Origin of the sequence: Pseudoalteromonas sp. CO109Y (assembly GCF_004208935.1) — a bacterium.
Taxonomy (GTDB): Bacteria; Pseudomonadota; Gammaproteobacteria; order Enterobacterales; family Alteromonadaceae; genus Pseudoalteromonas; species Pseudoalteromonas shioyasakiensis.
Window position 1 is genome coordinate 29,677 of sequence record NZ_SGPD01000037.1, and the last position, 15,532, is coordinate 45,208.

Below are 15,532 nucleotides of genomic sequence, written 5' to 3' on the forward strand. Positions count from 1 at the left end.
CTAGTGGTGTAAATGTATAAACTTCTATGTGTAAGCCATAAATGCTTTGACTTCTCATATTTGATCATCTAACCTTTTAGACGTCTAAACATCCAATTTAAGAATAGGTGATGAAATGAGCGAAAAAAATAAAGCGACGATTGCTGTTCGTCACGGCATCGAAGCCGATAAACATCATGGTGCGGTTGTACCACCAATTTACTTATCAACCACCTATTCATTTGCTGATTTTGATACTAAGCGCCAGTATGACTATGGTCGTAGCGGTAATCCAAATCGCGATATCTTAGCTGAAACCTTAGCTGAGCTTGAAGGTGGTGCTAGAGGTATTATCACTGCAACAGGTATGTCTGCTGTGCATTTAGCAACTCAGCTATTAAACAGTGACGACACGTTAGTGATCCCACATGACTGTTATGGCGGTAGTTACCGTTTATTCACCTCGCTTGAAAAACGTGGCCTGTTAAAACTAAAAGTTTTGGATTTAACCAAGACTGAAAACCTCCAAGAAATTTTAGCAATTAAACCTAAGTTGATTTGGATTGAAACGCCAAGTAACCCAATTTTGCGTTTAACAGATATTAAAGCAATCACTAGTATTGCTAAGCAGTGTGGTGCTTTGGTTGCGGCTGATAACACCTTCTTATCACCTGCATTACAAAACCCAATTGAGTTTGGTGTTGATATTGTTGTGCACTCAACCACTAAATACATCAATGGTCACTCTGATGTGGTTGGTGGTGCGGTAATTGCTGCAACGCAAGAGCTAGGCGATGAGCTTGCTTGGTGGGCGAATAATATCGGTATTACTGGTGCACCATTTGACAGCTACTTAACGCTTCGTGGTTTACGTACTTTAAATGTACGTTTAAAGCAGCACCAAGAAAATGCCTTTGCCATTGCTGAGTATTTAGAAAGCTCACCTTATGTAAGCCAAGTTTATTACCCAGGCCTTGCTTCTCACCCACAACATGAGCTTGCTAAAGCACAGCAACGTGGCTTTGGTGGCATGGTGAGCTTTGATATTAAAGGCGACATTAACGATGCAGCAGCGTTTTTAACAAGCCTTAAAGACTTTAGCCTTGCTGAGTCGCTAGGTGGGGTAGAAAGCTTGATTTGTCACCCTGCAACAATGACCCACGCAGGAATGGAGCCTAAAGCGCGCCTTGAGGCCGGTGTGGGCGATACGCTGATCCGTATTTCTGTAGGTATTGAAGACGTAAAAGATCTCATTGCAGATTTAGACCGTGTTTTCAATTTAGTAAAACCAGGTCAAGGCCAACAAGTTGCAAAAGCTGAAGCTAAGCAAGCACAGCAAGATACCCAACAAAACGCGTCATTTAAGTTAACGCCAGCACATACGGCATTGTGGTAGAAGAAATGGTAAATATTGTTCATAAATTTGGTGGCTCAAGCTTAAGCTCGGCAGATCGTTATCATGCGGTAGCGAACATCGTTCTTGCGAATACTGAGCAGGGCGATTGCATCGTTGTGTCGGCATCGGGTAAAACAACCGATACCCTAGTAAAGCTTTGGCAAAGTTACCAGCAGCAAGATAGTCAGGCTGTTAGCGATATTCTATTGCTTATTGATAACAATCAACGGGCTTTAATTGAGCAGCTACTTACAGGTCAGAATAAACAACAGGCCTTGGCACAGTTAAAAGATGAACTTGCCGTATTAAATGAATTAATTAGTCAGCAGCAGTTACTTGAAGCACCTTTACTTGCTCATGGTGAAGTGTGGTCGGCACGGTTATTGGCCGCTTACCTAAATCAGTTAGGTGTCGCTGCGCAAGATGTTGATGCAAGGCAGTTATTTACTCTAAATGATGGTCAGCTTTTACATCAAAAAAACCAACAGCAATGCAGTGATGCGATTAGCAGAAAACATATCAACGTAGTAACGGGTTTTATAGCTTCAGATTGCCAAGGTAATACGGTGACATTAGGCCGCAATGGCAGTGATTACAGTGCCACCTTGTTAGCGAGTTATACTTTTGCCAAGCAAGTGTCTATCTGGACAGACACACAAGGGGTATTTAGTACTGACCCTCGGAAAGTTAAAAATGCAGTTAAGTATGCCAAGGTGTGCCGCGAGCAAGCTAACCTATTAGCGCGTTTGGGTAACCCAGTATTGCATGCAAAAACCTTGTCGCCGTTAAAAGACACAGAAATTAAATTGGTGGTAAGAAGTAGTTTTGATTGTGATGCAACGCCAACCGAAGTAGTAAAAGAAGGTTACAGTAAAGCAAAGCGTTTTATTACTACCTTAGATAACATCGATTTATTACGGGTTGATAAACTAAGCGGTGGTGAAGTTGGTGAGCTTAGTCAGTTAATTCAACACAGCCTGCACCACTTTACTAAAGATGGCGATACTTACTTGTTAGTGCCAGGTCAAAGCACTCACCAAGTTGTAAGCCACTTAGCGGGCCGTGCAAATATTGTCGAGTCTAATTTAAGTGGTTGTGCAGTGGTTGCACCAACAGCTGATGTCATTGCGCTAACAGAGCAAGCAACAGCGCTTTTAAAAGAGCAAAGCATTCATCCTCGTTTTGTACAACAAGACGATAACTATGTGTTGATCTTAAACGATCAGGCAATTGACAGTGATGTTTTAACTCTTCTACATGACAAGCTGGTAAACAAAGGTCAAGAGTTGGCCATTATCGTTGCTGGCCTTGGTAATGTAGGCGAAGTGTTCTTATCGCAACTACAAGCTCAATTTGCTCGTTTATCTGCTCAGTACAAAGTAAAAGTAGTAGCTCTTTTACGCTCTAAACAAATGCTTTTTAGTGCCAGTGGTTTAAATACCGAAACATGGCAAGAGCAGTGGCACAATGAAGCGCAAAGCTACGATAAAGCTGAGTTATTAGCACGTATCAATGAGCTAGATTATGAGCACAAAGTAGTGATTGATATCACTGCCAGTGAGGCTTTTAGCCAGTTGTATCCTGACTTTGTAGAGCTTAACTGTCATTTGATCAGTGCAAACAAATATGCGGGCACTGCAGAAAATAGCTGGTATCAAAACCTACGCACTAATTTGGCTGAGCGAAACTTGTTGTGGCGTTATAACACCAGTGTGGGCGCAGGTTTACCGATTAACTTTGCTTTAGCTGATTTGCAAAATAGCGGAGACAGCATTAACCGTATTGAAGGGGTATTCTCGGGTACTTTATCGTGGTTATGTAGCAGTTACGATGGCAGCGTGCCGTTTTCAGATTTAGTGCTTCAAGCTCAGCAAATGGGTTATACAGAGCCAGATCCTCGTGAAGACTTATCTGGCCGTGATATGCAGCGTAAACTACTGATTTTAGCACGTGACTTAGGCCTAGATTTAGAGCTAGATGATATTGCTTTGACACCTCTGATGCCTGAACAGCTTGCAGCAGGTAGCTGGCAAGATTTTCTTGCAAACAAACAGCTACTTGATGAATTCATGATAGAAAAAGCAGCCCAAGCTGGGGCAGAAGACAAAGTGGTGCGCTACACCGGAGCTATTACACTCGTTGATGGTAAGGTTCAAGCTCAGGTTGGTTTAGTCAATGTTGGTAAAGATGATGTATTAGCCAGCCTTAAACCGGGCGATAACATTTTTGTGATCAATTCACAGTGGTATACAGATAATGCGTTGGTGATCCAAGGCCCTGGAGCGGGTAAAGAAGTCACTGCGGCTGGGGTTCATTCAGACCTGTATTGGCTGGTAAATAACCTAAAATAATTTTGCTGATCTTAGTTTAAATAGCTAAGCAAAAAGCGCCCAGAAGGGCGCTTTTTTATGTCTTATAGCAACTTAGCTATTTAGAACAACTCTTCCTCTGTGGTGAGCTTTTCTTCAAATACGTCTGTTGGTTGATCAAGTACGTACTTGGTTGGTGCAGTGCCTTTAATGAAGTATTCAAAACGACTGGTATAGTCATTCTTATGGCTTAAAAGACCTGTTGCTAAGTCGATACGAACCGATACCAAACCTTCAGGAAACTCAATAGGTGCTTCTGGCATGCCATCAAGAGCCGCTCGCATAAAGTCGACCCATGCAGGTTGCGCGGTTTTAGCCCCCGATTCTGCACCAGAGATTTGTGACTTATCGAGGTTACTGTTGTAGGTCGAACGACCAAGGGCTTTTCCAGGGTTATCAAAACCAACCCATACTGAGGTCATCACATTGCGGTTAAAGCCACTGAACCAGGTATCAACCGAGTCATTGGTGGTACCTGTTTTACCTGCTAGATCACGACGGTCAAGCGCCTGTGCACGCCAACCTGTACCACTCCAGCCGGTTTTGTGAGTCCAGCTGCCACCACCCCAAATTGCGCTGTGCATAGCTTGCGAAATTAAGAATGCATTTTGCTTTGAAATGATACGCGGAGCACAACGTGGCGTGCTCACACTTTGTGCTTGATCCAATTGGTTATCATCTAATGATGCGAACTCTGGTGTAACAACTTGCTCTGGTTCATCACAGGCCAGTTCTGGCTCTGTTTTGAATAACACATTACCAGCAGAATCCTGAATTTCAGAAATAAAGTAAGGGGTAATTAAGTGGCCGCCATTGGCGAAAGTACTCATCCCGCGAGCTAGTTCAAGAGGAGTGATTGAGGCACTACCTAGGGCCAATGACTCGCTACGATTAATATCACTATTTAAAAAACCAAACTTAAGTAAGTGATCTGCAGTACGTTCAAGACCTACACCACGTAGTAAACGTACAGAAATTACGTTTTTCGATTGAGCGAGTGCTCGGCGAATTCGGATAGGGCCATTATAAACCGCCGGGCTATTCTTAGGGCGCCATGCAACACCTTGGCTTTTATCCCATTGATTAATTGGTGCATCGTTAAGAATTGAAGCGAGTGTGTAGCCGTTTTCAAGTGCTGCTGAATAAATAAATGGCTTGATGTTTGAACCAACCTGGCGTTTTGCTTGAACTGCGCGATTGTATTGGCTTTGTTCAAAGCTGTAACCACCGACAATGGCTTTAATACGACCATCTTGTGGGTCAAGTGAAACAAGTGCGCTAGATGCTTCTGGCACTTGGCTAAGAATGTAGCTTTCATCTGCATTTTTACGCAGCCAAATTTGCGCTCCCGCTGATAAAATTTCAGTAGCCGTTTTTGGTGCGAAACTTTGACGGTAACGGGTAATATATTTGCGTGCCCATTTTAGACCATCCCACTCAACCGTCACTTGTTCGCCGCTTTTTAATAGCACATCAATTGATTGCTCAGCGACATTAGTGACAACACCAGCTAATAGTGGACCAAACTCTTTGACATCTTTTAATTTAGATAAGATTTCTTCTTGGCTAAGTGGACTTTCGTTTTCACTGTCCCATAACTGAGCCGTAGCACCACGGTAGCCATGACGCATGTCGTAAGCGTGTAGATTATCAACAATGGCATCTTGTGCAGCTTGCTGAATATTTGAATCAACACTGGTGTAAACTTTAAAACCAGTATTGTAAGCACGCTCATGACCATAGCGTTCAACCATTTCAGCACGCACCATCTCAGAGATATAAGGGGCGTACACTTCAATTTCTGCACCATGGAATTTAGCTGTAATTGGTGCATTGATAGCCTCTTCGTATTCACTCTGTGTAATATACTTTTCGGTATACATACGGCCTAGTACAACGTTGCGACGTGCCTTTGCGCGTACAGGGTTGCGAATAGGGTTAAGGGCTGAAGGAGCTTTAGGTAAGCCAGCGATCATCGCCATTTGCGCTAAAGTAAGCTCATTGAGGTCTTTGCCGTAGTAAACTTGTGCTGCTGCACCAATACCAAAAGCGCGGTTACCTAATTCAATTTTATTTAAATATAATTCGAGGATTTCGTCTTTACTTAATATACTTTCAATATGTAAAGCAATGAAGATCTCTTTGACCTTACGAATGTATGCTTTTTCTCTAGTTAAGAAGAAGTTACGGGCAAGCTGCATGGTTATAGTACTTGCGCCTTGTTTCTTTTCGCCTGTAGATATGAGTACAATGGCTGAACGTACTATACCAATTGGATCGATACCAATATGCTCGTAAAAACGGTTATCTTCTGTTGCTAAAATTGCATCGATTAATGGTTGGGGGATTTGGTCTATTGTAACGGGAATGCGGCGTTTTTCACCGAATTGGTTAATCAATAATCCATCACGTGAGAATACCTGCATAGGTGTCTGTAATTGAACGTCTTTTAGAACCTGTACGCTAGGAATATCAGGTTTAACGTAATAGTATAGACCAACTAAAGTGATTAGTCCTAAAAATGAGCAGATGATAATAAATTGTAAAGTTCGCTTTAATAAAATCACTTATATTTTCCCTAAATGGACTCCCAATTAGAATCGGAGACTGCTAGTATATATTGATTAAAAAATGAATAATATTTTTTCAGATAAAAATTATAACTTGTTTATTATTAAAACAAAGGCCAAGTTGCAAACATGCTAAGTCAGCTATTTAAAAAGCCTTCATCTATGATGGTAGGAATCGACATCGGATCGCACTGTATAAAAGCAGTGTTGTTGCAAGAGACAGACGCAGGTTTGCGGCTTGAAGCGTTAGCTATTGAACCTATGCCTAAAGGCGCTATGTCTGAGCGTTCTATTCAAGACATAGAAGCGATAGGTAATGTTATCGCTAAACTAAAAAGAAAAATTCCTAAATCAGTGCAAACCGCAGCAGTAGCTGTTTCAGGTCAAACTGTAATTACGAAAGTAATTTTTATGGATGTATCATTAACAGATGCTGAATTAGAGTCACAAATTGCCATCGAAGCTGATAGTTTAATCCCATATCCACTTGATGAAGTAAATATCGATTTTGAAAAACTTGCCATCAATGAAGCTGATCCAAGTAAAGTGAATGTTCTTCTCTCTGCTGCGCGAACTGAAAGTGTGCAAGCGCGAGTTGGTGCTCTTGAAACAGCCAATTTAAAAGCTGCGGTTGTCGATGTAGAAACTTATGCGCTAAGTCGAGCAATGGATGTGTATTATCAACAATTACCTAGTGATGCATACAATAAATGTGTCGCTGTGGTTGATATTGGTGCTGTGCTGATGCTTGTTAGCGTTGTACAAGAAGGTGAAACAATTTACACCCGTGACCAAGTATTTGGTGGCGACCAGTATACCAATAGCATTGTTGCGTATTACAACAAAAGCTTTGATGAAGCTGAAATTGGTAAAACTACAGGTGATTTACCACCAAATTATACCTTCGAAGTTTTAGCTCCATTCCAAACTTCATTGTTACAACAAGTTCGTCGTGCAGTGCAGATGTTCTTAACAACCAGTGGTAAAGATCAAGTTGATTACATTGTCCTGACTGGCGGCACTGCTATGATCGAAGGCTTAGATAGGCTCCTAATTGAAGAGCTAGGCATTCACACTGTTGTTGCAGAGCCATTTGCTAACATTGAAATTTCGCCAAAGATTGATCGCAATATGTTGCAGCGTCACCGCACTCAATTTGCGATAGCCACAGGATTGGCATTAAGGAGCTTTTCATCATGCCACATATAAATCTGCTGCCTTGGCGCGAACAACAAAGAAAAGACTCACAAAATAAGTTCGTTACTGTGTTGTTTGGTGTCGTTGTTATTAGCTTCTTAAGTATGTATTTACTAAGCTCTTTTTATGGCGGATTACGCGATGGGCAAAATGTAAAAAATAACTTTTTGAATACAGAAATCGCGTTATTGAACCAACGTATTCGTGAAATTAACGAACTTGATAAGAAAAAAGAAAACTTACAACAGCGTATGCGTCTAATCGAAGAGCTACAAAGTAACCGTAACCTAGGTACACAAATCATGGATGAAGTCGCCAAGATTGTTCCTGCTGGGGTTTATTTAACGAAACTTGAACGTCGCGATGACCGCATTCATGTAATTGGTCGCAGTGAATCAAATAACCGTTTATCTACCATGCTGCGTCAAGTTCAGAGCTCATATTTATTAGAACGACCTATTATGCAAGGTATTGTCGCAGGTGAACAAACCTCAAGATTATTGAGTGACTTTAATATGGATTTTTACGTTAAACCATTTGATCAGATAGGTGAGGCACGCAATGAACCTTGATATCAAAGCGTTAACTGACATAGATTGGAATGAAATTGAGCTTGAAAACATGGGCGATTGGCCTATTGCTGTTAAAGCTCTATGCTGTGCGTTTGTGGCTGCGCTGGTTTTATACTTTAGTTACAGCTTATTAGTTTCTGACGAAATCGCCAGTTATCACAGTGCGGTAGCCAAAGAAACCGAGCTACGCCAAACATACAAAGCAAAATATGCCATTGCGAGTAACCTAGAATTATATCGCCAGCAAATGGTTGAGATGGAAGATAAGTTCTCGCAGCTATTAAAGCGCTTACCAACCTCGAACGAGACACCTGGTTTGTTAGACGACTTATCTTACGTTGGCACAACTAGTGGTTTGACGTTTTTGAAAATTGGCTGGTTACCTGAAGTGGAAAAAGAGTTTTATACAGAGCTGCCAATTAAAATAGAAGTCGTAGGGACGTATCATGAATTTGGTGAATTTGTTGGTAAAGTTGCTCAGTTACCGCGAATTGTAAGTTTGCATGACTTTACTATTCAAACTCTCGGCAATAATGAACTCACTTTTAGTGTTGTTGCTAAGACTTATCGTTATGAAGGGGGCACTAAAAAATGAAAAAGCTTCCCTTGATTATTGCGATGACACTTGTACTTAGCGCGTGTAATGATGATACTTCAGAACAAAAAGAGTTTATTGATCAAGTTAAAGCAAGTACAACGCCTAAAGTTGAGCCGATTCCTGAGATCACTAAGTTCGAACACTTTGCTTATAATGCCGGAAAATTACGTAGTCCATTTGTGGCGCCTAAACCGGAAATTATTCAGAGCAATTTAGTGCAAGTTAAAAACTGCTTACACCCAGATCCTGATCGTGTTCGTCAACCACTTGAAAAGTACCCGCTAGATAACCTTGTTATGCAAGGAACTATAGGCCGTGTTGGTAATACGTGGGCGCTGATAAAAGCTGCAGACGATACGCTTTATCGAGTTACTGTAGGTAATTATATTGGTTTGTATCACGGTGAAATTAAACAAGTGCACGACAATTATATAGAATTATTAGAATTAATCCCGGATGGGGCTGGTTGTTGGAAAGAGCGCCTGACTAAGCTAGAAATGTTAGAGGCGAATACAAATGGTGCAAGTTAATCTTATGAAAGGTAAAAAGAAGATGCATAAAGGAATGGCTTGGTTAAAACACATGCATAAATTCATGTTAGCTGCATTAGCCTTAATTTTGACGCAGACAGCAATCGCTGCCCCTTTACTGTATGACGTACGTTATAACCCGCTAATGAAAGGCGAAACACAATTACAGCTAGTATTTGATGAAGCGCTGACATTTGAACCAAAAGTTCAGGTATATAACGCCCCAGCTCGTATTGAAATGCTTTTCAGTAATGTAGGTGTTGATAATGAAGTGCGTGATGTGCCTGTTAACCAAGCAGGTATCCAGCATGTAACCAGTACTTTGACCGCAGACGGTTTAAAAGTTGTTGTAACGCTAGATAAGCTAAAAATTTATAAAACAATGGCGAAAGACAATATCGTTACTTTGCATGTTTCAGATAACCCAATCGCAACGGATGATTCAGCGGATGGACTGACAGCGTCTAGCAACTTTATTAATACAGTACAGTCGATTGATTTTCGCCGTGGTGAGAAAGGCGAAGCTCGCCTGTTAGTTTTTTTACAAGATACGCAAGCAGCAATTGATGTTCATGAAAGTGGCGGCAAAATTATTGCTGAGTTCCACCACACAGATATTTTAGACGACTTATTGTATCAATTAGATGTGATGGATTTTGGTACGGTTGTAAGTAACATCGAAACCTTCAAAGAAGGTAATATGACGCGCATTGTGGTTGAACCCAATGCCGCGTTTAAGTTTACTCACCAACAAATTGAAAATATCTTTACGCTAACTGTTGAAAAAGATGATACACAGCGTGCCTACCTCGAAGGCGGCATTGAATATCAAGGTCGCCCAATGAGCCTTAATTTCCAAGATATTCCAATTCGCTCTGTGCTACAGATTATTGCAGGCTATAACGAGTTTAACTTAGTAACCAGTGACTCAGTTACAGGCAATATCACATTGCGTTTAGATGGTGTTCCTTGGGATCAGGCACTTGATGTTGTGCTTAAAATTAAAGGTCTAGATAAGCGCATGGACGGTACTATTTTGATGGTTGCACCATCAGAAGAACTTGCCGCACGTGAAGCAAAAGAGCTTAAGGCAAAACAGCAAGTTGAGGATTTAGAGCCACTTTACAGTGAATACATCCGCCTTAACTATGCTAAAGCAGAAGAGTTTGCTGACTTATTGAAAACAGACACCAACAGTATTATTTCTGCGCGAGGCAGTGTGTCTGTTGATAAACGTACTAATACCTTACTTATCAAAGATACAGCGAAAAGCATCGAAAGCGTGCGCCGTATGGTGGAAACCTTAGATATTCCTGTTAAGCAAGTGGTGATTGAATCACGCATGGTAACAGTGAATGATAATGTGCAAGAAGACTTAGGTGTGCGCTGGGGTATCAGCGATGTAGGTAGCGACGGTGCTATCTCTGGCACATTAGAGGGCGCTGGTGGCATGTTTGGTGCTGGCTCTTACGATAATATCCCAAGTATTTCTGACCGCTTAAATGTTAACTTACCGGTTTCTAGCCCTGCGGGTAGTATTGGTGTTCAAGTAGCTAAATTAGCTAACGGCACAATATTAGATTTAGAGTTAAGTGCCCTTGAAGAAGAAAACCGTGGTGAGATTATCGCAAGTCCTCGTATTACGACGGCTAACCAACAAAAAGCCCGTATTGAGCAAGGTACTGAGATCCCTTATGTTGAAGCAGCATCAAGTGGTGCAACGACAGTAACCTTCAAAAAAGCAGTATTGAGCTTAGAAGTAACGCCACATATCACCCCTGATAACAAAGTGATTTTAGATCTCGTTATCACGCAAGACACGCGTGGTGATACAGTACAAACACCAACAGGTTCTGCTGTAGCAATTAATACCCAAGAAATTCAAACTCAGGTATTAGTAGAAAACGGCCAAACTGTGGTGCTTGGTGGTATCTTCCAACAGCAAATCGTTAACTCAACTAAGAAAGTACCTCTGTTAGGCGATATTCCTTACTTAGGCGTATTGTTCAAAAGTACGAGTGAATTTAACGAGAAGAAAGAGCTGTTAATCTTTGTAACACCAAAAATTCAAATCGATTAAGTGATTTTTTCTTAAGCAACGAGCAATTAGCATGTTTAATTGCTCGTTATCTAGCTTTTTATGCTAATTGACTTGAAATACCCAAGCAATTACTGAGATAATCCCCTCCTTAATTTTGGGGCCAGGTCGTTAGGCGGGGTTTTATTTCAAATTTTAGAGTTCGTTTGTACTAAAAAGATATGGCTGAGAAACGTAATATATTTCTAGTGGGCCCTATGGGGGCTGGCAAAAGCACAATTGGTCGTCACATTGCTGACCAATTACACCTTGAATTTTTCGATTCAGATCAAGAGATCGAGCGTCGTACTGGAGCAGACATTGCTTGGGTATTCGATCTTGAGGGTGAAGAGGGCTTTCGACTTCGTGAAGAAACTGTAATTTCAGACCTAACAGAGATGCAAGGTATTGTTCTTGCTACTGGTGGTGGTTCTGTGATCAGTAAAGAAGTGCGTAACAAGCTATCAGCTCGCGGTATCGTTGTATACCTAGAGACACCAATCGAAAAGCAGGTTGCACGCACGCAGCGCGACAAGCGTCGCCCATTATTGCAAACAGAAGAAGCACCGCGTGATGTATTAGAACGCTTAGCTGAAGAACGCGAACCGTTATACAAAGAAGTTGCTGATTTTGTTGTCCGCACTGATGAGCAAAGCGCGAAAGTTGTTGCTAATCAAATCATCGAGAAATTAGATTTTTAAAAACCAATAATAAAAAGGAAACTAGCTATGCTTGAATTAACAGTTAATTTGGACGAGCGAAGTTATCCTATTTATATTGGTCAATCTGCTCTTAAAGAGACTGGTCGGCTACGCGAGCACATAGGTGATTGTCGGCCTATCATTATCACCAACGACACCATTGCACCTTTATATCTTGATGATGTAATGACGTCGTTGGCTGATCTTAACCCGTTATCTTTTACCATCCCTGATGGCGAACAATATAAATCACTTGAGTGGTTTGAAAAGATATCGGCGTTCTTACTTGAACATAACTGTGGTCGTGATACTTGCCTTATTGCCTTAGGTGGCGGTGTTGTAGGTGACTTAACTGGTTTTGTTGCTGCATGTTATCAGCGTGGCGTGCCTTTTATTCAAGTACCAACTACCTTGCTTTCGCAAGTGGACTCATCGGTTGGTGGTAAAACGGCAGTGAACCATCCACTTGGTAAAAACATGATTGGTGCATTTTATCAGCCGCAAGCCGTGTTTATCGATACGCAATCACTTCATACTTTACCTGAGCGTGAATTCGCAGCAGGTATGGCTGAAGTAATTAAATACGGCCTCATTTACGACACTGAATTATTTGCCTACCTAGAGCAAAATATCGCTAACCTTAAATCACTTGATGAGCAAACATTACAGCATGTGATTTACCGTTGTTGTGAAATCAAAGCCTTGATTGTTGCACAAGATGAAAAAGAAGCAGGGTTACGCGCCTTACTTAACCTAGGGCATACCTTTGGTCATGCTATCGAAGCACAAATGGGTTACGGTAACTGGCTACACGGCGAAGCCGTTGCGGCAGGTATGGTGCTGGCAGCACGCCTTGCACATACCCGTGATGACTTAACTACTGCAGAAGTTGAACGCATTGTTAAATTGATTGCTGAGTATGATTTACCAGTCGATATTCCGGCAGAAATGACAAGCGAGCAGTTTTTAACGCACATGCGTAAAGATAAGAAAAACAAAAAAGGTACGATTCGCTTTATTCTACCTACTCAATTTGGTCAATGTGCGCTGGTAAGTGATGTTACTGATCAGCAGGTTTGTGATTTAATAGCGCGCTAATGCAATCGCAAATATTGCCTAGCCGTGCTGCGCTAGTTGATCGAATCGCTCTGCAGTTTGAATATGGGCAAAATCTAATTTGCTTACTTGGCCCGTCAGGCCTTGGTAAAAGCTATTTATTAGAAACCTTCATTACTGATAAATACCTCGACTTTAATAAAGCGTTTGTTCAGTTGTCTGGAAAAATGACTGACCAACAGTTTATGACTGAACTGTTAGAACAAAGCTTTAGCAATCCGCTAATTGATCATTCTTTAAGTTTGTCTGAAAACTTCTATCAACTCTATAAGCAACAGCCTTGTGGTGATTGTTTATGGGTGATTGATGGAGGGCGTCATTTATCTGAAGAGTTAATTCAGCAATTAGAAATTCTTGCCAAGCAAAGCCCAAGCACGTTATACATATTGATTGCATCACAATCGGTCGGCCAGTTTAGCCAAGCGGTCGAAATTCATCTTGAAGCGCTTAACTTGAGCGAAAGTAAGCAACTTATGCGTTGGTTTTTCGATAACCTACCTGTTGAAGAAGACCCAGTTTTTCGCACATTTTTACAAGAAGCGCATGGTAACCCTGCCTTATTGCTAGCTTGGCAGCCTGAACAGCAAACTGCGGATATTCGTACACCCGAGAAAAGCTATAAACTGCTTTATTTAATTTTGCTCTTAATCACAACCATGCTGTTGATCATTGGCTTTTTATATAAAGCTGATATGACCGAGTGGTGGAAAGCACATTACCAACAAGATACAACAAGCTCTGTGGCAACAGCACTGCCTGCAGAAGCAGTAATAAATAGCCCTGTAGCAAGCAAAGAGCCAGTTCTAGAACAAGCTCAAGATGAGTCTCAAGCCCAGCAGCCAGTTGCTACTAATGATGATAACAACACGACTCTGGAAACCGAGATGCCAGTTGATGGCTCTGACAGTAAAAACCATAACAATGAAAGTCATAACAATAACGTGGCTGCGATTGTTGATAGCCTTTTGCCAGCAGAGCCAATAGCACAAGAGACTGAGCAATCAATGGCAGATGAAGTTGTAGCAGCCAGCATCAGCGATGCTGAGTCTGCAATTGAGCCAGAGCAGCCATTAGTTGGGAATGCATGGTATTTGTCTCAGCCAGACGACAATTTCGTAATCCAATTACTAGCGGTCACTAAGCAAGAGATCAGTGATAAGTTTATTAATGAAAATGGCTTGCAAGGGCAGGTAAATACTTACCAAAGCTTACGGAGCGGTAAGCCGTGGTGGATTGTCACTTATGGCAGTTATGCCACACTGAATGATGCTAAGAAGGGCGTAACAACACTTTCTGATAATGTGCGTAAAAATCAGCCGTTTTATAAAAAAATAAGTAAAATTAAACAAGAAATCGCTTCACTAAATCAGTAAATTAAAACTGATTAGTGTAAAATCGCGCAACACCGAATTGAAGTTAAGAGCAGATGCAGCAAAAGACCAGAGCCTTCCTTAAATGGGCGGGTGGAAAATACAGCCTAGTTGAAGATATTCGTACCCGCTTAAAGCAAGCGAGTATGGATGCTGACACCTTAGTTGAACCTTTCGTTGGTGCTGGCTCTGTATTCCTCAATACTGATTTTAAGCATTATATTTTAAATGATATTAATGCGGATCTGATCAACCTGTACACCGAGCTAAAGCGAACGCCTGACGAATTTATTAGCGATGCAAAAAAACTATTTGTAGAGCTCAATAACCATCCTGAAGCCTATTATGAGTACCGTGTTCAGTTTAATCAGAGCAGCGATGTGTATGAGCGCGCAATTTTATTCTTATACATGAATCGTCATGGTTATAACGGTCTGTGCCGCTACAATCTTAAAGGTATTTTTAACGTTCCTTTTGGTAAATATAAGCGCCCGTATTTTCCTGAAAAAGAAATGCACTTCTTTGCTGAAAAAGCCCAGCAAGCCACCTTTACGTGTTTAGGCTATGATGAAGTCTTTAAGCTTATTCCTAATAATGCGGTAGTGTATTGCGATCCACCTTATGTGCCGTTGAGTAAAACAGCTTCATTTACTTCTTACGCTAAAGGCGGTTTCAATTTAGATGATCAAGCTAACTTGGCGAATTTAGCTGAGCAGGCTGCATTCGAAAATAACACGCCGGTACTTATTTCTAACCACGATACGGTGTGGACTCGTAAGATCTACAGCCAAGCATCACTGGATGAAATTCAGGTAAAGCGCACGATTAGCCCGAAGGGCGGTTCACGCAATAAAGTGAATGAGCTAATGGCTATGTATTTAGCACCAAAGAAACGGTGAAATAAATCGCTGCTACAAACAGGCTGAATAAAACGAGGGCAATGACGATAATAGTACTGAGCGAATGCTCTTTAAAGTCAGCTTGACGCTTATTTTCTGATTGCACACCAAAAAATGCCGCAAAGACACTTTGTAATGCACTAATGAATTTGTTCATG

Annotated in this window: 13 protein-coding genes; 11 read left to right on the forward strand and 2 right to left on the reverse strand. The window is 41.3% G+C overall.

Going from position 1 to position 15,532, the window contains the following annotated elements:
* Positions 1-115 precede the first annotated feature (115 nt).
* Complete coding sequence (metB, locus tag EXT43_RS14245) at positions 116-1,375, forward strand: cystathionine gamma-synthase (RefSeq protein ID WP_130167269.1); 1,260 nt, start codon at positions 116-118, stop codon at positions 1,373-1,375.
* Between the two features lie 5 nt (positions 1,376-1,380).
* Positions 1,381-3,726: a bifunctional aspartate kinase/homoserine dehydrogenase II gene (gene metL / locus EXT43_RS14250; RefSeq protein WP_130167270.1), complete on the forward strand. Its 2,346-nt coding sequence runs from the start codon at positions 1,381-1,383 to the stop codon at positions 3,724-3,726.
* 80 nt (positions 3,727-3,806) lie between these two features.
* Here the strand turns inward: metL and EXT43_RS14255 are convergent, their stop codons facing one another.
* Positions 3,807-6,311: a PBP1A family penicillin-binding protein gene (locus EXT43_RS14255; RefSeq protein WP_130167271.1), complete on the reverse strand. Its 2,505-nt coding sequence runs from the start codon at positions 6,309-6,311 to the stop codon at positions 3,807-3,809.
* 132 nt (positions 6,312-6,443) lie between these two features.
* Here EXT43_RS14255 and EXT43_RS14260 point away from each other — a divergent pair, with 132 nt between their 5' ends.
* From EXT43_RS14260 to EXT43_RS14300, 9 genes are all read left to right on the forward strand, one after another.
* On the forward strand, positions 6,444-7,523 hold the full coding sequence (locus EXT43_RS14260) for a pilus assembly protein PilM (RefSeq protein WP_054563334.1): 1,080 nt from the start codon (positions 6,444-6,446) through the stop codon (positions 7,521-7,523).
* Entirely contained in the window at positions 7,511-8,083 is a 573-nt protein-coding gene (locus EXT43_RS14265; protein ID WP_055021382.1) for a PilN domain-containing protein, read from the forward strand. The genes EXT43_RS14260 and EXT43_RS14265 overlap by 13 nt, the downstream gene beginning before the upstream one ends.
* Positions 8,073-8,678 (forward strand): type 4a pilus biogenesis protein PilO, encoded by a 606-nt coding sequence (locus tag EXT43_RS14270; protein ID WP_130167272.1) that lies wholly within the window; start codon positions 8,073-8,075, stop codon positions 8,676-8,678. Before EXT43_RS14265 ends, EXT43_RS14270 begins: the two co-directional genes overlap by 11 nt.
* Positions 8,675-9,211, forward strand: a complete 537-nt coding sequence (locus EXT43_RS14275; protein ID WP_130167273.1) for a pilus assembly protein PilP — start codon at positions 8,675-8,677, stop codon at positions 9,209-9,211. The genes EXT43_RS14270 and EXT43_RS14275 overlap by 4 nt, the downstream gene beginning before the upstream one ends.
* Entirely contained in the window at positions 9,198-11,291 is a 2,094-nt protein-coding gene (locus EXT43_RS14280) for a type IV pilus secretin PilQ family protein (protein WP_082401713.1), read from the forward strand. Before EXT43_RS14275 ends, EXT43_RS14280 begins: the two co-directional genes overlap by 14 nt.
* Before the next feature lie 179 nt (positions 11,292-11,470).
* On the forward strand, positions 11,471-11,989 hold the full coding sequence (aroK, locus tag EXT43_RS14285) for a shikimate kinase AroK (protein WP_036973192.1): 519 nt from the start codon (positions 11,471-11,473) through the stop codon (positions 11,987-11,989).
* Positions 11,990-12,016: 27 nt separating this feature from the next.
* Positions 12,017-13,087, forward strand: a complete 1,071-nt coding sequence (gene aroB, locus EXT43_RS14290) for a 3-dehydroquinate synthase (RefSeq protein WP_130167274.1) — start codon at positions 12,017-12,019, stop codon at positions 13,085-13,087.
* On the forward strand, positions 13,087-14,478 hold the full coding sequence (locus EXT43_RS14295) for an AAA family ATPase (protein WP_130167275.1): 1,392 nt from the start codon (positions 13,087-13,089) through the stop codon (positions 14,476-14,478). Before aroB ends, EXT43_RS14295 begins: the two co-directional genes overlap by 1 nt.
* Positions 14,479-14,531: 53 nt before the next feature.
* Positions 14,532-15,374 (forward strand): Dam family site-specific DNA-(adenine-N6)-methyltransferase, encoded by an 843-nt coding sequence (locus tag EXT43_RS14300; RefSeq protein ID WP_054563340.1) that lies wholly within the window; start codon positions 14,532-14,534, stop codon positions 15,372-15,374.
* Here EXT43_RS14300 and EXT43_RS14305 read toward each other — a convergent pair.
* Positions 15,346-15,531, reverse strand: coding sequence for a DUF2970 domain-containing protein (locus EXT43_RS14305; protein ID WP_054563341.1), 186 nt, complete (start codon positions 15,529-15,531; stop codon positions 15,346-15,348). The genes EXT43_RS14300 and EXT43_RS14305 overlap by 29 nt on opposite strands.
* Between the last annotated feature and the right edge of the window lies 1 nt (position 15,532).

Excerpts from the sequence above, each read along its gene's own strand:
- EXT43_RS14265 (WP_055021382.1), top strand. The coding sequence starts at position 7,511 with ATGCCACATATAAATCTGCTGCCTTGGCGCGAACAACAAAGAAAAGAC.
- EXT43_RS14275 (WP_130167273.1), top strand. The coding sequence starts at position 8,675 with ATGAAAAAGCTTCCCTTGATTATTGCGATGACACTTGTACTTAGCGCG.
- EXT43_RS14300 (WP_054563340.1), top strand. The coding sequence starts at position 14,532 with ATGCAGCAAAAGACCAGAGCCTTCCTTAAATGGGCGGGTGGAAAATAC.
- aroK (WP_036973192.1), top strand. The coding sequence starts at position 11,471 with ATGGCTGAGAAACGTAATATATTTCTAGTGGGCCCTATGGGGGCTGGC.
- EXT43_RS14305 (WP_054563341.1), bottom strand. The coding sequence starts at position 15,531 with ATGAACAAATTCATTAGTGCATTACAAAGTGTCTTTGCGGCATTTTTT.
- EXT43_RS14270 (WP_130167272.1), top strand. The coding sequence starts at position 8,073 with ATGAACCTTGATATCAAAGCGTTAACTGACATAGATTGGAATGAAATT.
- EXT43_RS14280 (WP_082401713.1), top strand. The coding sequence starts at position 9,198 with ATGGTGCAAGTTAATCTTATGAAAGGTAAAAAGAAGATGCATAAAGGA.
- EXT43_RS14260 (WP_054563334.1), top strand. The coding sequence starts at position 6,444 with ATGCTAAGTCAGCTATTTAAAAAGCCTTCATCTATGATGGTAGGAATC.
- metL (WP_130167270.1), top strand. The coding sequence starts at position 1,381 with ATGGTAAATATTGTTCATAAATTTGGTGGCTCAAGCTTAAGCTCGGCA.
- aroB (WP_130167274.1), top strand. The coding sequence starts at position 12,017 with ATGCTTGAATTAACAGTTAATTTGGACGAGCGAAGTTATCCTATTTAT.
- EXT43_RS14295 (WP_130167275.1), top strand. The coding sequence starts at position 13,087 with ATGCAATCGCAAATATTGCCTAGCCGTGCTGCGCTAGTTGATCGAATC.
- metB (WP_130167269.1), top strand. The coding sequence starts at position 116 with ATGAGCGAAAAAAATAAAGCGACGATTGCTGTTCGTCACGGCATCGAA.